The sequence below is a fragment of the Staphylococcus sp. NWU MKU2 genome (assembly GCF_033283605.1).
Lineage (GTDB): Bacteria > Bacillota > Bacilli > Staphylococcales > Staphylococcaceae > Staphylococcus > Staphylococcus haemolyticus.
The window spans coordinates 67,449-91,103 of the sequence record NZ_JAVSMH010000001.1 but is presented as its reverse complement, the minus strand read 5'-3'; the positions used below and the strand labels follow the sequence as shown (position 1 = coordinate 91,103).

Annotated in this window: 23 protein-coding genes; 19 read left to right on the top strand and 4 right to left on the bottom strand. The window is 32.9% G+C overall.

Translation table 11 applies throughout. The annotated features are described in order from the left end of the window. Window positions 1-26: 26 nt before the first annotated feature. Window positions 27-464: a YlbF family regulator gene (locus SBL15_RS00535; RefSeq protein ID WP_037536210.1), complete on the top strand. Its 438-nt coding sequence runs from the start codon at window positions 27-29 to the stop codon at window positions 462-464. 60 nt (window positions 465-524) lie between these two features. Here SBL15_RS00535 and SBL15_RS00530 read toward each other — a convergent pair whose 3' ends face one another. Then, complete coding sequence (locus SBL15_RS00530; protein ID WP_107611875.1) at window positions 525-1,454, bottom strand: glycerophosphodiester phosphodiesterase; 930 nt, start codon at window positions 1,452-1,454, stop codon at window positions 525-527. Between the two features lie 167 nt (window positions 1,455-1,621). Here SBL15_RS00530 and SBL15_RS00525 point away from each other — a divergent pair, with 167 nt between their 5' ends. Next, a complete protein-coding gene (locus SBL15_RS00525; RefSeq protein ID WP_037536213.1) occupies window positions 1,622-1,873 on the top strand; it encodes a DUF2129 domain-containing protein in 252 nt (83 codons plus the stop codon). Between the two features lie 2 nt (window positions 1,874-1,875). On the opposite strand, the gene SBL15_RS00520 is transcribed toward SBL15_RS00525, so the two are convergent. Further along, the gene (locus SBL15_RS00520; RefSeq protein WP_037536215.1) at window positions 1,876-2,265 is read right to left on the bottom strand and encodes a hypothetical protein; all 390 of its coding nucleotides are present in this window, start codon (window positions 2,263-2,265) and stop codon (window positions 1,876-1,878) included. A gap of 69 nt (window positions 2,266-2,334) precedes the next feature. Between SBL15_RS00520 and rsmD the strand changes: the two genes are divergently transcribed. Beyond that, the gene (rsmD, locus tag SBL15_RS00515) at window positions 2,335-2,886 is read left to right on the top strand and encodes a 16S rRNA (guanine(966)-N(2))-methyltransferase RsmD (protein ID WP_107611876.1); all 552 of its coding nucleotides are present in this window, start codon (window positions 2,335-2,337) and stop codon (window positions 2,884-2,886) included. Then, complete coding sequence (coaD, locus tag SBL15_RS00510; RefSeq protein WP_011276104.1) at window positions 2,879-3,364, top strand: pantetheine-phosphate adenylyltransferase; 486 nt, start codon at window positions 2,879-2,881, stop codon at window positions 3,362-3,364. Before rsmD ends, coaD begins: the two co-directional genes overlap by 8 nt. Window positions 3,365-3,489: 125 nt before the next feature. Here coaD and SBL15_RS00505 read toward each other — a convergent pair whose 3' ends face one another. Beyond that, window positions 3,490-4,632, bottom strand: coding sequence for a nucleotidyltransferase (locus SBL15_RS00505; protein WP_107611877.1), 1,143 nt, complete (start codon window positions 4,630-4,632; stop codon window positions 3,490-3,492). Window positions 4,633-4,758: 126 nt separating this feature from the next. Between SBL15_RS00505 and SBL15_RS00500 the strand changes: the two genes are divergently transcribed. The 5 genes from SBL15_RS00500 (at window position 4,759) to pheT (ending at window position 10,335) form a co-directional block, all read left to right on the top strand. Beyond that, a complete protein-coding gene (locus tag SBL15_RS00500; RefSeq protein ID WP_107611878.1) occupies window positions 4,759-5,313 on the top strand; it encodes a YceD family protein in 555 nt (184 codons plus the stop codon). Window positions 5,314-5,395: 82 nt separating this feature from the next. Then, entirely contained in the window at window positions 5,396-5,569 is a 174-nt protein-coding gene (rpmF, locus tag SBL15_RS00495; RefSeq protein ID WP_002435373.1) for a 50S ribosomal protein L32, read from the top strand. A gap of 201 nt (window positions 5,570-5,770) precedes the next feature. Then, complete coding sequence (locus SBL15_RS00490; protein WP_037536222.1) at window positions 5,771-6,511, top strand: TrmH family RNA methyltransferase; 741 nt, start codon at window positions 5,771-5,773, stop codon at window positions 6,509-6,511. A gap of 363 nt (window positions 6,512-6,874) precedes the next feature. Next, the gene (pheS, locus tag SBL15_RS00485; RefSeq protein ID WP_037536224.1) at window positions 6,875-7,933 is read left to right on the top strand and encodes a phenylalanine--tRNA ligase subunit alpha; all 1,059 of its coding nucleotides are present in this window, start codon (window positions 6,875-6,877) and stop codon (window positions 7,931-7,933) included. After that, entirely contained in the window at window positions 7,933-10,335 is a 2,403-nt protein-coding gene (pheT, locus tag SBL15_RS00480) for a phenylalanine--tRNA ligase subunit beta (protein WP_107613523.1), read from the top strand. The genes pheS and pheT overlap by 1 nt, the downstream gene beginning before the upstream one ends. 51 nt (window positions 10,336-10,386) lie before the next feature. Here the strand turns inward: pheT and rnhC are convergent, their stop codons facing one another. Continuing rightward, entirely contained in the window at window positions 10,387-11,319 is a 933-nt protein-coding gene (gene rnhC, locus SBL15_RS00475) for a ribonuclease HIII (RefSeq protein WP_317954859.1), read from the bottom strand. A 280-nt stretch (window positions 11,320-11,599) separates the two neighbouring features. Here rnhC and zapA point away from each other — a divergent pair, with 280 nt between their 5' ends. The 10 genes from zapA (at window position 11,600) to racE (ending at window position 23,642) form a co-directional block, all read left to right on the top strand. Continuing rightward, a complete protein-coding gene (gene zapA, locus SBL15_RS00470) occupies window positions 11,600-11,866 on the top strand; it encodes a cell division protein ZapA (protein ID WP_317954857.1) in 267 nt (88 codons plus the stop codon). After that, window positions 11,867-12,388 (top strand): CvpA family protein, encoded by a 522-nt coding sequence (locus SBL15_RS00465; RefSeq protein ID WP_107611881.1) that lies wholly within the window; start codon window positions 11,867-11,869, stop codon window positions 12,386-12,388. It begins immediately after the preceding gene. A 74-nt stretch (window positions 12,389-12,462) separates the two neighbouring features. Continuing rightward, window positions 12,463-14,175 (top strand): DNA polymerase/3'-5' exonuclease PolX, encoded by a 1,713-nt coding sequence (gene polX, locus SBL15_RS00460; protein ID WP_037536239.1) that lies wholly within the window; start codon window positions 12,463-12,465, stop codon window positions 14,173-14,175. Between the two features lie 9 nt (window positions 14,176-14,184). After that, the gene (locus SBL15_RS00455) at window positions 14,185-16,536 is read left to right on the top strand and encodes an endonuclease MutS2 (protein ID WP_317954855.1); all 2,352 of its coding nucleotides are present in this window, start codon (window positions 14,185-14,187) and stop codon (window positions 16,534-16,536) included. Between the two features lie 195 nt (window positions 16,537-16,731). Then, window positions 16,732-17,046, top strand: coding sequence for a thioredoxin (gene trxA, locus SBL15_RS00450; protein ID WP_011276093.1), 315 nt, complete (start codon window positions 16,732-16,734; stop codon window positions 17,044-17,046). Between the two features lie 97 nt (window positions 17,047-17,143). Further along, window positions 17,144-18,931, top strand: coding sequence for an excinuclease ABC subunit UvrC (gene uvrC / locus SBL15_RS00445; protein ID WP_182477415.1), 1,788 nt, complete (start codon window positions 17,144-17,146; stop codon window positions 18,929-18,931). 380 nt (window positions 18,932-19,311) lie between these two features. Then, window positions 19,312-19,926 carry a succinate dehydrogenase cytochrome b558 subunit gene (locus tag SBL15_RS00440; protein WP_011276091.1) on the top strand — a complete coding sequence of 205 codons (615 nt, stop codon included), beginning with the start codon at window positions 19,312-19,314 and terminating at the stop codon, window positions 19,924-19,926. A gap of 123 nt (window positions 19,927-20,049) precedes the next feature. Further along, the gene (gene sdhA, locus SBL15_RS00435) at window positions 20,050-21,816 is read left to right on the top strand and encodes a succinate dehydrogenase flavoprotein subunit (protein WP_317954853.1); all 1,767 of its coding nucleotides are present in this window, start codon (window positions 20,050-20,052) and stop codon (window positions 21,814-21,816) included. Further along, window positions 21,816-22,664 carry a succinate dehydrogenase iron-sulfur subunit gene (gene sdhB / locus SBL15_RS00430; RefSeq protein ID WP_317954851.1) on the top strand — a complete coding sequence of 283 codons (849 nt, stop codon included), beginning with the start codon at window positions 21,816-21,818 and terminating at the stop codon, window positions 22,662-22,664. The genes sdhA and sdhB overlap by 1 nt, the downstream gene beginning before the upstream one ends. A 177-nt stretch (window positions 22,665-22,841) precedes the next feature. Continuing rightward, window positions 22,842-23,642: a glutamate racemase gene (gene racE / locus SBL15_RS00425; RefSeq protein ID WP_037536248.1), complete on the top strand. Its 801-nt coding sequence runs from the start codon at window positions 22,842-22,844 to the stop codon at window positions 23,640-23,642. Window positions 23,643-23,655: the final 13 nt, after the last annotated feature.

Genomic DNA, 23,655 nt, shown 5'->3' with positions numbered 1-23,655 from the left:
TCTATTTATGGAAGGGGAACCATACATTGTATACAGAAGAAACAATGTCAATTCTTGATGATATAGAAGGACTATCGGATATGATTGTTCAATCTGAACTTTATCATGATTTTCGCGCAGCACAAGAGATGCTAAACAATGATGATGAAGCACATCTTATGTATCAGGCTTTTTTGAAATCTAAAGTTGCTTATGATGAAGTTATGCGTTTTGGGAAATATCATCCTGATTATCAAAAGGTTATGTTAGAAACAAGAAGACGTAAAAGAGCTTATGAAATGTTACCAGTCGTCATGGATTACAAATCTAAAGAGGTAGCTCTACAAAATTTAATTGATGAAGTAGTAAGTAAAATAGCATTTTCAGTTTCGGAAAATGTCAAAATTGAAGCGGGAAATCCATTCTTTAAAACAGGTCATGATGGATGTGCGACAGGTGGTACTTGTAATTGTAGTTTGTCATAAAATAAGGAGAAAGAAATCATATTGCATTTGATTTCTTTCTCCTTTTACTTTATAGCGCGTTTATTTCTCAATGTTGAGACTTGATTTGAATTGTTTACCTAAATCTGGGCGATCTGTTACTAATGTATGAACACCTTTATGATATAAATCGGTCATTAGGTCAGTGCTATTAATTCCGTAAAATCCAGGCACTATATTTAATAAGTTTAACCATTGAATAAAACGTTTAGAAGTCAATGGAATACCTTTAAATTGGGTCGGCATTTGAAATGTATCAGCAACGGGTTGATACTTATTTCCTAATCCTAAATTAAATTTGATAAATCCTTCTGCAACTTCTTTTTGACTTGCTCCAATAGCAACTTGTCCTTTACTTATTTCTCTAAAGCGATCATTTTGTTCTTTGTAGAAGCTAGTTACAAGTACGCGATCTTGTGCTTGATTATTAATAATATCTTCATACATTTTTGTTGGCGCAACTGTTCCTTCATAACTATCTGGTGCATCTTTTAAATCAACATTAATATACATATTAGGATACATTTTTAAAAGCTCATCAAAAGTTAAAATTTTTGCTTCATCATGACCACGATATGGAAATTGGCCATTAATATCTTTAAAGTGATAACCAGCATCTAAACGCTTTAATTCTGAAACTCTATAATCACTTACTTTGCCTGAACCATTTGTAGTACGATCTACAGTGGCATCGTGAAAGACAATTAGTTTTTCATCTTTAGTAAGTCGAACATCCGTTTCAAAACCATCTAACTTGTTAGCGACGGCGTTATCGAATGCCAATTTTGTTTGCTCAGGTCTCACTGCCATGCCGCCTCTATGTGCAAAAATGTATGGTGCCTTACCATTAAAGAATTTAGGGATTTCTTTAGTTTTATTTACCTTGTTACCTTTATTTATAAAAAATAAGCTACCCAAAAAACTAACGCTTGCTAAACTTAAATTAAGAACCCATCGTTTTTTGATCGTCATTTATATTGCCTCCTTGTTATTATTGAATTAAGCGTACCAAACTTCACACCAACGAAAAAGTAAATAGCTATTTGATGCACAGGGATACAGTTCATGGGATTAAAGGATTTTATAATATAAATAGTCGTGGTATAGTTATTATGCATAATAAATGGAGTGTGTATAGTATGGAATTAATTCCAAGAGTGAGTTTGATCGTTTATTTAAAACATATTAAGCATGAGCGTCAAATTAGAAAGTATGGACATATTATTTATACGAATAAACAACGTAAATATGTTGTATTGTATGTTAATGAAAATGACGCAGATGCAATTGTTCATAAATTAATGAAACTAAAATACGTTGTGGATATAGACGGATCACCGTATAAATATTTGAAAAAAACTTATGAAAAAGAAAAACATGAAATTCTATAATTTTATTGCATGGGTGGAATCCAATTTTGTAGTCGTAATACACTTATCAAATACTTAAAGTATTGGTCTAACGTGTGGAACGCTTCTGGTGGTTGTACATCTATACCGAATATAGGTACATTATATTGATTTGCTTGATTATTAATGAGTTCAAATTTTTTATTGCTGTCAGGATATGGATATTTAAGCGCATCAAGCATGATGTACATAGCTTGGAAATGATTACCTGAAGTTGGATTCATAATCATTGCAACTGATGAAAGTTGTTTTGAAGATTGTGGTGTATGAAAGTATACAATTTTATTTATCCGGAGATGGTTGTATTCTATTAAGGTATTAAATTCAAATAGGTCTGTTAATCCTTCTCCCAATACGATAAATGACTGTTTCATAATATAATCCTTCTCCTTTTTACAACAAATTATAATAAATAACCTAGAGAAATGGAAGTGTAAGTCAAGATGAGAGTTATTGCTGGAAAACATAAAAGTAAAGCCTTAGAGAGTTTAGAAGGTCGTAATACACGTCCAACTATGGATAAAGTGAAAGAAGGTATATTTAATAGCTTACAAGAAGTACATGGTTTAGGTTTAGACTTATTCGCTGGAAGTGGCGCATTAGGTATTGAAGCATTATCTCGTGGTATGGAAAAAGTCATATTTGTAGATCAAAATTTTAAAGCTGTCAAAGTGACACAAGCTAATTTAAATCAATTAGACCTACGTGATCAATCTGAGGTCTATAAAAATAATGCTGATCGTGCACTGAAAGCTTTAAATAAGAGAGAGATTCAATTTGACTATATTTTTCTTGACCCTCCATATAATAAAGGTTTGATTGATAAAGCTTTAGAGCAAATTGCAGAGTTTAATTTATTGAAAGAAAATGGTATCATCATTTGTGAGTTTAGCAATCATGAGCAAATCAACACAAATGGATTTAAAGTGATTAAACAATATCACTATGGTCTTACTGATACTTTGTTACTAGAAAAAGGAGAGCAAAATGGCTAAAACGAAGGCGGTCATTCCTGGTAGTTTTGATCCTATTACATATGGACACATCGATATCATCGAGAGAAGTGCAGGGCGCTTTGATGAATTACATATTTGTGTGTTAAAGAATAGTAATAAAACTGGGACGTTTAATATTGACGAGCGAATGGCATTAATTGAAGAATCTGTAAAACATTTATCAAATGTTGAAGTACATAATTATAACGGTTTGTTAGTAGATTTTTGTGACAAAATTGGTGCTCAAACAATCATTAGAGGCTTGAGAGCAGTCAGTGATTTTGAGTATGAATTAAGACTAACATCAATGAATAAAAAACTAAATAGTAATGTAGAAACGATGTATATGATGACTAGTACAAACTATTCTTTTATTAGTTCGAGCGTCGTAAAAGAAGTGGCGCAATATAAAGCTGATATATCAGATTTTGTACCTCCAAATGTCGAGAAAGCATTAAAAGAAAAATTTAAAAAGTAATAGATGAGGTTAAAATAATTCCACTCAAAATTATACGAGGCAAATTTAATTTGTATAGGTCTACATTTAATCCGCATTAGCCGACTAGGACTGAGAAAAAGCTTTAAATTAAGCATTTCTCAGTCCTAGTTCTTTTTATTAATAATCACAGGTGTATTAAAATCATTAGCCCTTTGACCAGATATTAAATTATAAATATGAGTTGCTTTAATTTCATTTTTAAATAAAGAGGCAGTTTCCTTGTTAATATTTGTTACATAAAAGCGATTAGGGAATTGTTTTTTTAAGTGCTTTAAATACTGTTGCCCTCTTTGATTCATGCCTAGAATTCGCACTCCCCGAATTTCATCATCAAAATCACTTTTGTTAATATTTAGTAATATTTGCATCAGAACGCGCTGTATGTGCGTGTATGTGAAACGTTTAGTTTTAATTAAAGACATAAACGTGTCGAAATCTTGCGCATTTTGAATGTTTGATTTGAGACGATGTTCAAAGCCCTCAGACATGGTATAAATGTGTGATAATTCTTCAGAGGAACGACTTAAAATATTATATTTAATAAAATTAAACGTTTGCTTCTTCAAAAGGTGAGGCGTTTCATATAAATGCTTTATATCTGTTGGTACGACATCTTTCCAGGTATTTTCTTTATTTAATAAAGCGTGTCTAATAGCTGAGCCACTTGCGAAACTGTCATGTTTAATCTCTTGATCGTGATGTGCGGTAGATTGACGTTGGATAGCGATTCTTTTTATAGTTGGAGCTATATTGCTAATGGCCTTTATGTATGCTACACCAAGTATATTGTTAGGAGAGCGTAACACTTGTTGATCATCAATTAGGTCATGTACAATTTTGGCGTAACTGTTCCCTTGTTTAATTAAATCTTGAAAATATGACGATTGTTCAAGCGAGTTAATATTAGATGCTACGTTCTCTAGACGTGAAATGTCATTGGTTTCACTACCAAATGCAATAGTATCGATATCTAAATAGTGAGCTACTTTAATTGCAAAAGTTGCAAAATAATCACTCGATGAAAGACTAGCAATCGCTGGAAGTTCAACAACTAAATCAACGCCTGACAAAGCCATCTTTGTTCTCAAGAATTTATTATAAATTGCTGGCTCGCCACGCATGACGAAATTGCCACTCATAATTGCAATACTTATCTCCGCGTCGGACTGTAACTTAGATTGTTGAGCGTGATATAAATGGCCATTATGAAATGGATTATATTCTGTGATTAGTCCAACACTTTTCATTTGCAATTCATCCTTTCGATATTCATTATTAGTATTGTAACAGATGAAAGTATGTTAAGAAAAAATCTTGACAACTTATACTTGTAAAGTTAAAATAAATTTTGTGTTTGTTAGAGGTGAAGCCATATGAAATGGTCAATAACGCAATTAAGAAAATATCAAGGTAAGCCATTTGAATTCAATCAAACGGCAAATTTTGAACATTTAAAAGAACCTTTAGGCTTGATTGATTTATCAGAAATCAATGTTGAAGGTGAATTAACCGTTAAAGCCAATGAAGTTATTGCAGATATTCATTTAACTGGAACATATACAATGCCTTGTGCACGTACGCTTGTACCTGTGGAAGTTCCTTTAGATGTAAGAACATCTGAAATATTTGATTTGGAAGGTTATAATAGTTATACCGATGAAGAAGTAGAAGAGGATGAACACTATCATCTAGCTACTGATGGTATGATTAATATTCGAGACATTGCTGAAGAATTGGTAATCATTGAGAAACCGATGAGAGCTTTCTCTGAGAATAGCGATCAGATGCTTACAGAAGGTAATGGTTGGGAAGTTATTGACGAAGATCAAATGATCGAACTTGAAAAAGAAAAAGACAATGATGATTCCCAAACGCAACAAGTTGATCCTAGGCTTCAAAAATTACAACAATTATACGATAAAGAGTAATAGCAGGTTGTTTTATATTATTGTATAATGATTTAATGACCTAACACTTAAGATATGTGTTTAATATTAAGGAGGATATATCATGGCAGTACCAAAAAGAAGAACGTCTAAAACTAGAAAAAACAAACGTCGTACTCACTTCAAAATTTCAGTACCTGGTATGACTGAATGCCCAAGTTGTGGAGAATACAAATTATCTCACCGCGTATGTAAAAACTGTGGTTCTTACAACGGTGAAGAAGTCGTTTCTAAATAATCGACTTAATGATTTTAGTGAAGCATGGACAATTTAATTTTGTTCGATGCTTCTTTTTTTATCAATAATCAAATTTTATAATAATCGGCGATAAAAATGGTTATACATATAATGTTTAAGTTTCCATTATAATCGATTTAGTTATGTTAATATAAATTAGTAAACAACATCAATAATAGCTACTATAAAATGGAGAACTATATGGAACAAATTACGTCAGCACAAAACAGTAAGATAAAAAATGCGAATAAATTAAAGAAAAAGCGAGATCGTGATAAAACTGGACAAGCATTGATTGAAGGTATTCATTTAATCGAAGAAGCTTACCAAAGCGGCATTGTCATTAAGCAACTATTTGTAATTGAACCAAATAGAACAGATGAAGCGCTTAAGGATTATGCTGAAGAGACATTTGAAATTAATATGAAAGTTGCAGAATCATTATCAGGTACGATAACACCTCAAGGTTTTTTTGCTGTAATTGAAAAGCCTAAATATGATGTTACGCAAGCAAAACAAGTATTATTAATCGATCGTATTCAAGATCCGGGTAATTTAGGCACATTAATTCGTACTTCTGATGCAGCGGGAATAGATTTGATTGTAATGGAAAAAGGTACAGCCGATCCATATCAAGACAAGGTTTTACGAGCAAGTCAAGGTAGTGTATTTCATATTCCGGTTATTACCGCAGATTTGAAAACATTTATCGCTGATTTTAATGGACCAGTTTATGGTACTGCACTTGAGAATGCGCAACCATATAAGGAGGTAGCATCTCAAGATATATTTGCCTTATTACTAGGTAATGAAGGTGAAGGTGTGAACAAGGCATTATTAAATGAAACATCACAAAATTTAACAATACCAATTTACGGCAAGGCGGAAAGCTTAAACGTAGCTATTGCTGGAAGTATTTTACTTTATCATTTGAAAGGTTGACCCTGAGAAATAAAATCGGCTATACTTAGATGTACACAATAATCAATGTAAATTAATAACTTATGTTATAAAAATTGAAAATATAACCGATAAAAAGACCTTAACTGATATAAAGTGTTGTACAGGGAGAGTAAACGTGACTGCAATTTACTCCAACATGTATTAGTTTCTTTCATCTTTTTGGTTACTTAAAGAAATTTAAGTCGGAGTACGTCTTCGTTACCAACGTTTACAAGTGTATGCATATGCATAAATTTGGGTGGTACCACGGAAAGACTTTCGTCCCAGTTTTGGGATGGAAGTCTTTTTTTATGAAAAAATGTTAACAATAAATAGTGAATATAATGTGAGAGGTGTAAGTCAATGACTCAAAACGATTCAATGGCAGAATTAAAACAACAAGCACTTGTTGATATTAATGAAGCTCAAAATGAACGCGAATTACAAGATGTTAAAGTTAAATACTTAGGTAAAAAAGGCTCAGTAAGTGGATTAATGAAAAATATGAAAGATTTACCTAATGAAGAAAAGCCAGCATATGGTCAAAAAGTAAATGAACTACGTCAAACAATTCAAAAAGAATTAGATGAGAAGCAAGAATTGTTAAAAAATGAAAAATTAAATCAACAATTAGCAGAAGAAACAATCGATGTAACATTGCCAAGTCGACAAATTAGTATAGGTTCTAAACATCCTTTAACACGAACAGTTGAAGAAATTGAAGATTTATTCTTAGGTCTAGGTTACGAAATTGTTGATGGCTATGAAGTAGAACAAGATTATTATAACTTTGAAGCTTTAAATTTACCTAAATCCCATCCGGCACGTGATATGCAAGATAGTTTTTATATTACTGATGAAATCTTAATGCGTACACACACATCTCCAGTACAAGCACGCACAATGGAAAAACGCAATGGACAAGGACCAGTTAAAATTATTTGTCCTGGTAAAGTTTATCGCCGTGATTCAGATGATGCGACACATAGTCATCAGTTCACACAAATTGAAGGACTTGTTGTTGATAAAAACATTAAAATGAGTGATTTAAAAGGTACATTAGAATTAGTGGCGAAAAAATTATTCGGTGCAGACCGTGAAATTCGATTACGTCCTAGTTACTTCCCATTCACTGAACCTTCTGTAGAAGTGGACGTATCATGTTTCAAATGTAAAGGTAAAGGCTGTAACGTATGTAAACATACAGGATGGATTGAAATTTTAGGTGCGGGTATGGTGCACCCGAATGTACTTGAAATGGCCGGATTCGATTCCAATGAGTATTCTGGTTTCGCATTTGGTATGGGTCCTGACCGTATCGCGATGTTGAAATATGGTATTGAAGATATTCGTCATTTCTATACAAATGATGTTCGATTCCTTGAACAATTTAAAGCTGTTGAAGATAGAGGTGAAGCATAATGTTGATTTCTAATGAATGGTTAAAAGATTACGTAGATGCAGGGGTTGAGGTTGAAGATTTAGCAGAACGTATTACCCGTACAGGTATTGAAGTAGATGACATGATTGATTATACAAAAGATATTAGAAATCTAGTAGTCGGCTATATTCAATCAAAAGAAAAGCATCCTGATGCAGATAAATTAAATATTTGCCAAGTAGACATTGGTGAGGAAGAACCTGTTCAAATCGTTTGCGGTGCACCCAATGTAGATGCTGGTCAACACGTCATTGTTGCGAAAGTTGGTGGTCGCTTACCAGGAGGCATTAAAATTAAACGTGCTAAATTACGTGGTGAGCGTTCAGAAGGTATGATTTGTTCATTACAAGAAATTGGTATTTCAAGTAATGTGGTACCTAAAGCATATGAAAATGGTATTTTTGTCTTTCCGACAGAAGTTGAGCCAGGAACGGATGCATTAACAGCACTATATTTAAATGATCAAGTGATGGAATTTGATTTAACACCTAACCGTGCCGATGCATTGAGTATGGTTGGGACTGCGTATGAAGTAGCGGCATTATATCAAACTGAAATGACGAAACCAGCTACTCAAAGTAACGAAACTTCAGAATCTGCAACAAATGAATTATCAGTAACAATCAATAATCCTGAAAAAGTCCCTTATTATAGTGCGCGTGTTGTTAAAAACGTAAGCATAGAACCATCTCCAATTTGGATGCAAGCACGTTTAATAAAAGCAGGCATACGACCTATTAATAATGTTGTAGATATTTCAAACTATGTTTTATTAGAATATGGTCAACCGTTACACATGTTTGATCAAGATCATATCGGCTCTAAAGAAATTGTTGTACGACAAGCGAAAGATGAAGAGACAATGACTACATTAGACAATAATGAGCGCAAGCTAGTAGACACTGATATCGTTATTTCTAATGGTCAAGAACCTATTGCATTGGCAGGCGTAATGGGTGGCGACTTTTCAGAAGTAACTGAACAAACTACTAACGTAGTAATAGAAGGTGCAATATTCGACCCAGTATCAATTCGTCACACTTCACGTCGTTTAAACTTACGTAGTGAAGCCTCTAGTCGTTTTGAAAAAGGTATCGCAACAGAATTTGTTGACGAAGCGGTTGACAGAGCATGTTACTTATTACAAGAATTAGCTTCTGGTGAAGTACTAAAAGATAGAGTATCTTCAGGAGATTTAGGATCATTTGTGACACCAATCGATATTACAGCTGAAAAGGTAAACAAAACAATTGGTTTTAATTTGTCTAATGACGAAATTCAAGCTATCTTTAAACAATTAGGTTTCGAAACAACATTAAAAGGCGAAACATTAACGGTCAATGTGCCTTCACGTCGTAAAGATATTACTATTAAAGAAGACTTAATTGAAGAAGTCGCACGTATTTATGGTTACGATGAAATCCCTTCATCATTACCAGTATTTGGCGAAGTAACAAGTGGAGAATTAACGGATCGTCAACATAAAACACGTACCGTTAAAGAAACGCTTGAAGGTGCTGGATTGAACCAAGCAATCACATATTCATTAGTTTCTAAAGATCATGCTAAGGACTTCGCACTTCAAGAACGTCCAACAATCAGTTTATTAATGCCTATGAGTGAAGCACATGCTACTTTACGTCAGAGCTTATTACCGCATTTAATTGAAGCAACTGCATATAATGTAGCTCGTAAAAATAAAGATGTTAGATTATATGAAGTTGGTCGTGTTTTCTTTGGCAATGGTGAAGGCGAACTTCCAGATGAAGTTGAATATTTAAGTGGTATTTTAACTGGAGAATATGCTGTTAATGCTTGGCAAGGTAAAAAGGAAGAAATTGACTTCTTTATCGCTAAAGGAGTTGTAGACCGAGTTGCGGAAAAATTAAATTTAGAATTTAGTTATAAAGCTGGAAAAATTGAAGGTTTACATCCAGGACGTACAGCGATTGTATCTTTAGAAGGACAAGACATTGGTTTCATTGGTGAATTACACCCACAAGTTGCAGCAGATAATGATTTAAAACGCACGTATGTGTTTGAATTAAATTATGATGCAATGATGCAAGTAGCGGTTGGATATATTAATTATGAACAAATCCCTAAATTCCCTGGTGTGACAAGAGATATTGCATTAGAAGTTAATCATGATGTACCTTCTTCTGAATTGAAACAAATTATTCATAATAATGGTGAAGACATCTTACAAAGTACATTAGTATTTGATGTTTATGAAGGTGAACATTTAGAAAAAGGCAAAAAATCAGTAGCAATCCGACTAAATTATTTAGACACAGAAGACACTTTAACTGATGAACGCGTATCTAAAATTCATGATAAGATTTTGGAAGCATTACAAGCTCAAGGTGCTACAATTAGATAATGAAGTGAAAGAGACGAATTCTGTATTAATGGAATTCGTCTCTTTATAAATTTATTTATATTTTTTAGTCACTAAATTTTGGGCTTTTTGTCGATTTTTAAAATGTTTTTTTGATATCATATCTAATGTTTCTATTCCATGTTTATCAATAATTTGAGCAGCTATCAAATCTACTTTATTACTAGCACCTTTAGGGATATCTTGTTTCATTTTATGTGATATATGATCCATATGTTTAACAAAGGCGTATCTTGAAATAATACTAGCAGCTGCGATTGCTAATGTTTTAGATTCACCTTTCGTTTCAAATTTAGTTTTTTGTGGGTAAGGTAGTGAACTTAAAGCATAGCGTTGATAAACACCACGTACTGCAAATTGATCAATTACGATATAATTTAACTCATTGCAATTAATTTTTTGGGTGACGTTTTTGATAGCTTCATTATGTAATACAGCTTTCATTTTAACTTGGGACCAACCAATAGCCTGTCTATCGTTATATTTTGGATTATCAAGCGTTAAAAGTGAATGAGGAATAAATGTAATCAATTGTTCAGCAAGTTCGATTATTTTTTGATCATTTAATTTTTTTGAATCATCCACACCAAGTGTTTTTAAAATTTTAACATTCTCCTTAGACACATAAGCAGCACAAACAGTTAGAGGGCCGAAGTAGTCACCACTTCCTGCTTCATCACTTCCTATACAATTATAATGATTATAAGCTAATGTTTCACCTGAAGATTGGTTAGAAGATGATGAATTCTTGGAAGTAGTGGTATGATCTGGAAGTAATTGTTGGGCAACAGCTTCCGCATTTTTTCCTTGAAACATGACTTTGCCTGAATTATAAATATTTATCACAGATTGTTTGTATTTAGTTCTCGCTTTCATTCCTGGAGGTAATTGAGATGTTTCAAATGTAATTTGTTGTAAGAGATGTTGGATTTCAGATTCTGATAATTTATGAACGACGTTTGACATAAGCTAGTTGATCCTCACTTTTAAAAATATAATAAAACATAGATAAGCATAACATATTAAGGACGTTCATCAGAACAGTTATATAGTTCAAATTTACATTAATTAAAATGATTACGCGTTAGCTACTTACCAAACAACATATCCTAATGTATAATAAGTTGTGATATTCTACTACATAAATTGCGTAAAGTGCATACTAAATCGAAGTACAAGATGAGATGGTTATTTACATGTAACCATTGATAGGCTTAAAAAATAAATAATGTCAGGAGTTATTGCTATGGGAGAATTTAGAAATCGAATCAATGTCACGATTAACGATCAGAATTATACTATCATTGGTGAAGACAGCCCCGAGCATATTCGTTACGTAGCACATTTAGTTGATGAAAAGTTAAAAGAAATGGGACGTAAATCAACAGGATTAGATACTACAAGAAAAGCAATCCTAACAGCGGTTAATATTATGCATGAAAAGGTTAAATTAGAAGAAGAAAATCGTAAACTATTACAAGAAATACAACAATTAAAACAACGAGAAGAATAGATGATTATTGATTTTACGATAGCTATTATAATTGTGTATGGTCTTATTATAGGGTATAGAAGAGGGGTATGGTTGAATAGTTTACATTTATTTTCAACGATAGTCTCATTAGTTATAGCACATCAATTTTATCAGCGAATTAGTTCGCAGTTAATTGTATTTATACCTTTTCCAAAGACAATTGCATATGATATGAAGTATGCTTTTCATTTTAATGATTTGCAGCAACGCTTTGATACAATTATTGCATTTTTACTAATTGCCTCACTTTGTAAGTTGATTTTATATCTTATAATAATTACTTTTGATAATATAGTGACGTATCGAATGATTAACCAAATCAGTAGACAATTTGGTAGTTTAATAAGTGTAGTGATGGCAGTCGTTGCAATACAGTTATCAATCTATGTGCTAGCATTGTATCCAATTGAGTGGTTACAACACAATTTACAACATGCGTACATAGGCAAACTTATCTTGTTTCATACACCATTTTTCTCGTCTTATATTTTAAATTTATAAAACAAAACTGATATAAGGTCAGGACAAGGCTACTTTGTTAAATGTCCTGGTCTTCTTTTTATGGAGTGATTGGAATGACAAAAAAAGATGTAATTCAATTATTAGAAAAAATAGCTATATATATGGAATTAAAAGGGGAAAATACGTTTAAAGTATCTGCGTATAGAAAAGCAGCTCAAAGCTTAGAAATTGATGAACGACCACTTGATGAAATTGAGGATGTTACTGAATTAAAAGGTATTGGTAAAGGTGTAGGGGAAGTCATTGATGAATATCGTAAAACAGGTGAATCAAGTTATTTAAAAGAATTACAACAACTTGTTCCAGAAGGCTTGATTCCATTGATGAAGATTCAAGGATTAGGTAGTAAAAAAATAGCTAAATTATATAAAGAACTTAATATTACAGATAAAGAAAGTTTACAATTGGCTTGTGAAAGTGGAAAAGTGAGCGAACTAAGTGGTTTTGCTAAAAAAACTGAACAAAATATACTTGAAGCAGTTAAAGCTTTAGGAGCAAAAAAAGATAGCTATCCAATAGACACTATGCGAGGTTTAAATCGTGTCATAATCGATTATTTAGAAACAATTGATAGTATTGAGAGATACTCAGAAGCAGGAAGCTTCCGTCGTTATAAAGAAATGAGTAAAGATTTGGATTATATTATTAGTACGGAGCATCCAGACGAAGTACAACAACAACTTTTAAATATACCTAATAAAGTGAAAGATGTTGCTGTTGGCCAAACGAAAGTTTCATTAGAGTTGACGTACGATGATGAGACTATTGGCGTAGATTTTCGCCTTATTGAGCCAGTTGCGTTCTATCACACATTACAACATTTTACAGGTTCTAAAGATCATAACATTCGTATAAGACAAATGGCTAAAGCGCAAAATGAAAAAATAAGTGAATATGGAATTGAACAGCAAGATGGCTCTTTACTACAGTTACAGAGTGAGGAAGAGATTTATCAACATTTCGGTAGTGAATGGATTGCACCCGCTTTACGTGAAGACGGTAGCGAATTTGATAAAGATTTAAGTGATATTATTACTTTGGATGATATTAACGGAGATATTCATATGCATACCACATATAGTGATGGTGCTTTTTCTATTAGAGATATGATTGAAGCAAATATAAAAAAAGGCTATCAATTCATGGTGATTACTGACCATTCACAAAGCCTTAAAGTCGCAAATGGGTTACAAGTTGAACGTTTATTACGTCAAAATGAAGAAATTAAGAAGCTAAATGAAGAATATGCAGAAATAGATATCTATTCAGGCACAGAGATGGATATTCTTCCTGATGGCTCGTTAGATTATGATGATGATGTGTTATCACAACTTGACTATGTTATAGCTGCTATTCACCAAAGCTTTAATCAATCAGAAGAAGAGATTATGAAACGTTTGGAAAATGCATGTCGAAATCCATATGTACGACACATCGCTCATCCAACAGGACGTATTATCGGTCGAAGAGAAGGGTACAAACCGAATATCGATCGATTAATGAAGTTAGCAGAAGAAACAAATACAATAATGGAAATTAACGCAAATCCTAAGCGATTAGACTTAAATGCTGAAACAGTTAAAAAATATCCTAATGTAAAATTAACAATTAATACAGATGCTCATCATATTGATCATTTAGACTTTATGAAATATGGTGTAGCCACTGCTCAAAAAGGGTTTGTAAATAAAGATCGAGTAATTAACACAATGTCTCGTCAAGCATTTAAGGATTTTGTTGGAAATAATAAAAAGTTGAAGAAATAGAGGGATTGTATGAGACAAAAAACATTAGACGTCTTAGAATTTGATAAAATCAAGTCATTTGTAGCTTCGGAAACAATAAGTGACTTAGGGCGTGAAAAAGTGTCTAAGATGTCTCCAGCCACTGACTTTGAAACAGTAGAATTTCAAATGAATGAGACAGATGAAATTTCACAAATTTATAATAAACATCGTTTGCCAAGTTTAAGTGGTTTAGCCAAAATTTCACCATTGATTCATCGTGCAAATATAGGTGGCGTATTAAATGTTACAGAGCTAAATTTAGTTAAACGTTTAATTCAAGTTCAAAATCAATTTAAGACATTTTATAATCAATTATTAGAAGAAGATGAACAAGTTGTTAAGTATCCAATTTTGAATGATAAAATGAACCAATTACCAATTTTATCGGATCTTTTCCAAGAGATAAATGAAAAATGTGATACACACGATTTATATGATAGCGCAAGTTATGAATTGCAAGGTATACGAAGTAAAATTTCAAGTACAAACCAACGCATACGACAAAATTTAGACCGTATCGTTAAAAGCCAAGCCAATCAGAAGAAATTATCTGATGCTATTATAACGGTACGTAATGATCGTAATGTTATACCGGTTAAAGCCGAATATCGCCAAGATTTCAAAGGGATTGTTCACGATCAATCTGCCTCTGGACAAACGCTTTATATCGAACCATCATCGATTGTAGAAATGAATAATCAAATCAGTCGTTTACGAAATGATGAAGCAGTAGAACGTGAGCGTATTTTAACAGAATTAACAGGTATGGTTGCTGCCGAAGCAGATAGTTGCTTAATTGCTGAATCAGTCATGGGACAAATTGACTTTTTAACAGCTAAAGCACGATATGCACGCTCAATTAAAGGAACGAAACCTACATTTTACAAAGATAGAACCGTTTATTTACCTAATGCATATCACCCACTATTAAATAAAGATACGGTTGTAGCTAATACAATTGAATTTGTTGATGATATTGAAACTGTCATAATTACAGGTCCAAATACGGGTGGTAAAACAGTTACATTAAAGACACTTGGATTAATTATTATTATGGCACAATCAGGTTTACTAATTCCGACATTAGATGGTAGTCAGTTAAGTGTCTTTGAAAATGTTTATTGTGATATAGGTGATGAGCAATCAATTGAACAATCACTATCCACTTTTTCTTCACATATGAAGAATATTGTGGAAATTTTGCAAGAGACAGATAAAAATAGTTTAGTTTTATTTGATGAATTAGGTGCAGGTACTGATCCAAGTGAAGGTGCAGCCTTAGCGATGAGTATCTTAGATCACGTTCGTGAAATAGGTTCATTAGTAATGGCTACAACACATTATCCAGAATTGAAAGCATATAGTTATAATCGTGAAGGTGTCATGAACGCTAGTGTTGAATTTGATGTTAATACGTTAAGTCCCACGTATAAATTGTTGATGGGTGTACCTGGTCGTTCAAATGCATTTGATATCTCCCGCAAATTAGGACTTAGCTTAGGTATTATTAATAAAGCTAAGACCATGATTGGGACTGATGAACAAGAAATTAATTCAATGATTGAATCTCTTGAAAAGAATTCAAAACGTGTTGATGAACAACGAATAGAATTAGATAGACTTTTAAAAGAAGCTAAAATAACTCATGACGATCTAGAGCAACAATACGAGCAGTATAAAAATTATGAGAAAAGATTGATGGATGAAGCTAAAGAAAAAGCAAATCAACGTGTTAAATCTGCTACTAAAGAAGCGGATACAATCTTAAAAGAGTTAAGAACATTACGTGATCAAAAAGGTGCAGATGTCAAAGAACACGAACTTATTGATAAAAAGAAACAATTAGATGATCAATATGAAGAGAGATCAATAAAACAAGATGTGCAAAAACAAAAATATGATGAAATACATGAAGGTGACGAGGTCAAAGTATTATCATATGGTCAAAAGGGCGAAGTATTAGAACTTGTAAATGAAGAAGAAGCAGTTGTTCAAATGGGTATTATTAAAATGAAATTACCTATTGAGGACCTTGAAAAAACTAAAAAGAAAAAAGAGAAGCCAACTAAGATGGTAACTCGACAAAATCGTCAAACAATTAAAACTGAATTAGATTTACGTGGTTATCGTTATGAGGAAGCAGTTGGCGAATTAGATCAATATATTGACCAAGCTGTCTTGAGTAATTATGAGCAAGTTTATATTATTCATGGGAAAGGTACCGGTGCACTTCAAAAAGCCGTACAGAATCACTTGAAAAAACATAAAAGTGTTAAATCATATCGTGGTGGTATGCCAAGTGAAGGTGGTTTTGGTGTGACAGTAGCTGAACTTAAATAAGGTATATTAAAGTGTAAGCAGTGTTGTTGATTTTTTTAGAAAATAACGTACAATTAAGCCAGTGAAAATAAAATGATATGAGTGAGATTCGACAATTATTGATAGATAGTTAATAAGTGAGCAACTGCAATGCACGTACTACTAAAGTCTGTTATAATTTGCTCATCATTCAAAATTTAAGGAGGATTGGCATTTATGGCAATCGTAAAAGTAACGGATTCAAACTTTGATGAAAATATTCAATCAGGCGTTAAATTAGTTGATTTCTGGGCAACTTGGTGTGGACCTTGTAAAATGATCGCACCAGTTTTAGAAGAATTAGCTGGAGATTATGATGGAAAAGCTGATATTTTAAAATTAGATGTTGATGAAAACCCATCAACAGCAGCTAAATTTGAAGTAATGAGTATCCCAACTTTAATCGTATTTAAAGACGGTGAACCAGTTGATAAAGTAGTAGGTTTCCAACCTAAAGAAAACTTAGCTGAAGTATTAGATAAACATCTTTAAGAATAATTTGAACGTATATGAGACTGGGGCATTACATAGAATGTAATAGCTCCGTCTTTTTTATGTGTAGTTAATTTTATGGGAAGGAGGATAAATGTTGTCAGACTACAAAGAGAAAATTAAAAATAAATTAAGTGTAGTTCCATTTGAACCGGGTTGTTACTTAATGAAAGATCGTAATGATCAAGTGATTTATGTCGGCAAAGCCAAGCGTTTAAGAAATAGATTACGTTCATACTTCACAGGTGCACATGATGCAAAAACTACTCGGTTGGTAGGAGAAATCCGAAATTTTGAATTTATAGTAACTTCAAGTGAAACTGAATCCTTGCTTTTAGAATTAAATTTAATTAAACAGTATCAGCCTCGCTACAATATTCTATTAAAAGATGATAAAAGTTATCCATTTATAAAAATTACTAAAGAAAAGCATCCAAAGTTAATTGTTACGCGTACAGTTAAAAAAGGTACTGGAAAATATTTTGGACCATACCCTAATGCTTATTCAGCTCAAGAGACAAAAAAGTTATTAGACCGTATTTATCCTTTTAGAAAATGTGATAAAATGCCTGATAAATTATGTCTTTATTATCACATTGGACAATGTATGGGACCATGTGTATATGATGTTGATCAACAAGTTTATGCACAAATGACTCGTGAAATAAGTGATTTTTTAAATGGTGAAGATAAAACTATACTTAAAAATTTAGAAGATCGTATGATGGATGCTAGTGAAAAATTAGATTTTGAACGTGCAAAAGAATATCGTGATTTAATACAACATATTCATAATTTAACTAAAAAACAAAAAATTATGTCATCTGATAATACGATTCGAGATGTGTTTGGTTATAGTGTCTCTAAAGGGTGGATGTGCATTCAAGTCTTCTTTATTCGTCAAGGTAATTTGATACAAAGAGATGCTACAATGATTCCTTTACAACAGCAATCTGAAGAAGAAGAATTTTATACATTTATAGGCCAATTCTATAGTTTAAATCAGCATATATTACCCAAAGAAGTACATGTTCCTAAAAATTTAGATAAAGATATGATTCAATCTGTAGTAGATACTAAAATTGTACAGCCAGCTCGTGGCGCAAAAAAAGAGATGGTAGATTTAGCAAACCATAATGCTGAAGTCGCTCTTGAAAATAAATTCGAGCTAATTGCTAGAGATGAATCACGTACAATAAAGGCAATAGAGGAGCTCGGTGAACGAATGGGTATTCAAACACCTATTCGTATTGAAGCATTTGATAACTCAAACATACAAGGTGTAGACCCTGTGTCTGCTATGGTAACCTTTGTTGATGGAAAAGCAGATAAAAAAGGTTATAGAAAATATAAAATCAAAACAGTTGATGGACCTGATGACTACAAATCAATGAGAGAAGTTGTTCGTCGTAGATACACACGTGTTCTAAATGAAGGCTTACCATTACCTGATTTGATTATAGTTGATGGTGGGAAAGGACATATGTCAGGTGTATTAGATGTTCTTGAGAATGAACTAGGACTGGATATTCCGGTCGCTGGATTAAGAAAAAATGATAAACACCAAACGTCAGAGTTACTTTATGGACCAAATGCAGAAGTTGTACCATTGAAGAAGAATAGTCAAGCATTCTATTTATTACATCGAATTCAAGATGAAGTACACCGTTTCGCAATTACATTCCATCGTCAAACACGTCAAAAAACAGGATTACAATCAGTATTGGACACTGTTGATGGAATTGGAAGTAAACGCAAGACAAGTTTATTAAGAACATTTGGTTCGATTAAGAAAATGAAGGAAGCGAGTGTAGCGGATTTGAAGAAAGCGGGACTTCCTGAAAAGGTTGCAATAAACTTGCAGCAAGCACTATCAAATGATTAATTAAAAAAAGGGCTATGAGAATTATTCTCATAGCCCAAAAACATATAAAAAATGTTACAATACAGTTAACAAAAAGTTTATTTTTTTAAGAAAGTATGGAAGCGTTTTCTAATTGAGAAACATTATCATTAAAGTGTTTTTATTAATGATTAATGTAATACTAGCATTTCTCATTAAAACAAATATGATTTATTTACTTTTTTAAGTCCTACTTGTTTACATAGTTCTTAATAGAACCGATATTTATTGATTATTGTCACAATAATTTAACAATGGACAAGTACTAAATAAAATAGTAAATCATTATGATGTTTCTTGATTGAAAAGACTTTCTTACAAATAAACTATTTAAATCAATAGTTTTACAGGGGGGACTCCTTTTGGCAAAGTCTAAAAATGAATTCTACCTTAGACGTGTTCACTCGTTACTAGGTATTATTCCAATTGGTGCATTTTTAGTTGTTCATTTAATTGTGAACCATCAAGCAACACAAGGGGCAGAGGCTTTTAATAAGGCAGCTGGCTTTATGGAATCAATTCCATTTTTATTAGCAGTTGAATTTTTATTAATTTATATTCCAATTTTATATCACGGTTTGTATGGTATTCACATTGCATTTACAGCTAAAGAAAATATCGGTCATTATTCTTTATTTAGAAACTGGATGTTTGCATTACAAAGATTTTCAGGTATTGTGACATTCGTATTTATCTTCATGCATTTATGGCAAACTACAATTCAAAAATACTTCTTTGGTAAAGCAGTTGATTTTGAATTGATGCACAAAACACTTGAAAATCCAATTTGGGTTATCGTATATATCGTTTGTGTTTTATGTGTTATTTTCCATTTCTCAAATGGTTTATGGTCATTCTTTGTAACATGGGGATTCTTACAATCTAAACAATCACAACGTGTATTCACTTGGATTTCTTTAATCGTATTCTTAGTTTTAGGATACATTGGAGTATCTGCAATTTTCGCATTTGTATAAAACACAATTTGTAATCATATATAGTACGTTGAATTTTAGATAAGTATTTATATCAAGTACTTATCAAATGAGCTTAAGCAATTACGTTAAGCTATCGATATATTTTAGGGGAGTGACTTTTCTATGGCAGAGAAAAAAATTATTGTTGTCGGTGGAGGACTTGCCGGTCTGATGTCAACAATTAAAGCTGCAGAACAAGGTGCGCATGTAGATTTATTCTCAATTGTACCTGTTAAACGTTCGCACTCTGTTTGTGCCCAAGGTGGTATTAACGGTGCGGTAAATACCAAAGGTGAAGGGGATTCTCCTTGGATTCACTTTGATGATACAGTTTATGGTGGGGACTTCTTAGCAAACCAACCACCTGTTAAAGCTATGGCTGAAGCTGCTCCATCAATCATTCATTTATTGGACCGTATGGGCGTTATGTTTAGTAGAACAAAAGAAGGTCTATTAGACTTTAGACGTTTCGGTGGTACGCTTTATCACAGAACTGCTTTTGCAGGTGCAACTACTGGTCAACAATTATTGTACGCACTTGATGAACAAGTACGTTCATTTGAAGTAGATGGATTAGTAACTAAGTATGAGGGTTGGGAATTCCTAGGAATTGTTAAAGATGAGGACAATGCTGCAAGAGGTATCGTAGCTCAAAATATGACAACTTCTGAAATTAAATCTTTTGGTTCAGATGCCGTTATTATGGCAACTGGTGGACCTGGTATCATCTTCGGTAAAACAACAAACTCAATGATTAATACAGGTTCAGCGGCATCAATTGCATACCAACAAGGTGCTAAATATGCAAATGGTGAATTTATTCAAATTCACCCAACAGCTATTCCTGGTGATGATAAATTACGCCTAATGAGTGAATCAGCACGTGGTGAAGGTGGTCGTATTTGGACATACAAAGACGGTAAACCTTGGTACTTCTTAGAAGAGAAATATCCTGATTATGGTAACTTAGTACCTCGTGATATTGCAACGCGTGAAATCTTTGATGTATGTATCAATCAGAAATTAGGTATAAACGGGGAAAACATGGTTTATCTTGATTTATCTCATAAAGATCCACATGAATTAGATGTTAAACTTGGTGGTATTATTGAAATTTATGAGAAATTTACGGGTGATGACCCACGTAAAGTACCAATGAAAATCTTCCCGGCCGTTCACTATTCAATGGGTGGCTTATACGTAGACTATGATCAAATGACTAATATTAAAGGAATGTTCGCAGCTGGGGAATGTGATTTCTCTCAACATGGTGGTAACCGTTTAGGTGCCAACTCATTATTATCTGCAATCTACGGTGGTACTGTAGCTGGCCCTAATGCAATAAAATATGTTGAGAATGTAGAAACAACATATACTGAATTAGATGACAGCATTTATCAAAAACGTGTCGATGAAGAGCAAGAACGCTTTGATAAATTATTAAATATGCGTGGAACTGAAAATGCATATAAACTTCACCGTGAACTTGGTGAAATTATGACAGCGAACGTAACAGTTGTTCGTGAAAACGATAAATTATTAGAAACAGATAAAAAAATCGTCGAATTAATGAAACGTTATGAAAATATTGATATGGAAGATACACAAACTTGGAGTAACCAAGCTGTATTCTTCACTCGTCAATTGTGGAACATGTTAGTTTTAGCACGTGTAATTACAATTGGGGCTTACAATCGTAACGAATCTCGTGGCGCACATTACAAACCAGAATTCCCTGACCGTAATGATGATGAATGGTTAAAAACAACATTAGCTGAATATCAAGGTAGAGAAGAAGCGCCTAAATTTACTTATGAACCAGTTGATGTAAGTTTAATTCCACCACGTAAACGTGACTATACAAGTAAGTCTAAAGGAGGTAAAAAATAATGGCTGACAATCAATCAGTAAAAGACACTCCCGAAGAACTTAGCCAAAACGACAGCAATACAAATGAAAAAGAGCAAAAAGAACCAAAACAAAAATCAATTAAGTTGATTATCAAACGACAAGATAATCAAGATTCTAAACCGTATGAAGAAACGTTTGAAATTCCTTATAAAGAAAATATGAACGTAATCGCATGTTTAATGGAAATCAGACGTAATCCAGTAAATAACAAAGGTGAAAAAACAACACCTGTTACATGGGATATGAACTGTTTAGAAGAAGTTTGTGGTGCTTGTTCAATGGTCATCAATGGACGTGCTAGACAATCATGCTCAGCAATTGTTGATCAATTAGAACAACCTATTCGTCTTGAACCAATGAGTACATTCCCTGTTATTCGTGATTTACAAGTGGATCGTACTAGAATGTTTGATAACTTAAAACGTATGAAAGCTTGGATTCCGATTGATGGTACGTATGATTTAGGACCAGGACCACGTATGCCTGAGAAAAAACGTCAAACAGCTTATGAGTTATCTAAATGTATGACATGTGGTGTTTGTTTAGAAGTTTGTCCTAATGTAACGCAAAATAATAAATTCGTTGGTGCTCAGGCAATTTCTCAAGTTCGTTTATTCAACTTACATCCAACTGGTGCAATGACTAAAGACGAACGATTAGACGCTTTAATGAGTGCTGGCGGTTTGCAAGAATGTGGTAATTCTCAAAACTGTGTAAATGCTTGTCCGAAAGGTATTCCTTTGACAACTTCTATCGCAGCTATGAACAGAGAAACAACATTCCATATGTTTAAATCATTCTTCGGTTCAGACCACAAAGTAGATTAATATATACATTTAATTATAATTTGAAAAGTAGTTAATGATTCTTAATTGAATTGATTAACTACTTTTTTCTATATAAAGCATTTTAAGTTATGTATATGAATGCTTAATCGGATTAGTCAAACTCTTAGCATGTATATGATAAAATAAATGTATTATGTGTTATAAGGATGAATGAAGATGAATAAACCAATTGGTGTTATAGATTCAGGTGTTGGTGGGTTGACAGTTGCTAAAGAAATCATGCGTCAATTACCTAACGAAACAATTTACTATCTAGGGGATATTGCAAGATGTCCTTATGGTCCAAGACCTGGTGATGAAGTTAAACAATTTACTACTCAACTTGCTAATAAATTAATGCAATTTGATATTAAAATGCTTGTAATAGCTTGTAATACAGCTACCGCTGTAGCATTAGAACATTTGCAACAAATGTTGCCTATTCCAGTTATTGGAGTTATTGAGCCAGGGTCAAGAACAGCTATTATGACTACTAAAAATCAAAATGTTTTAATTTTAGGGACTGAAGGAACTATTAAATCTGAGGCGTATAGACATCATATTAAGCGCATTAATCCAAACGTCCATGTTTATGGTGTAGCTTGCCCAGGGTTTGTTCCACTAGTTGAACAAATGCGCTACGATGATCCTACAATTACAAGTATTGTCATTCATCAAACGTTAAAGCAGTGGAGAAATACTGATGCAGATACGATAATTTTAGGTTGCACACACTATCCATTGTTATATAAGCCTATAAATGATTATTTTGGAGGAGAGAAAAAAGTTATTTCCTCTGGATTAGAAACAGCACGTGAAGTTAGTGCTTTATTAACTTTTAGTAATGAACATGCGAGCTATACACAACATCCAGAGCATAGATTCTTTGCTACTGGAGATACAGTGCATATTAAAAATATCATTTTACAATGGTTAAAATTAGATGTTGAAGTTGAACGCATCAGTGTAGATGAATAATCAAGGAGGAATA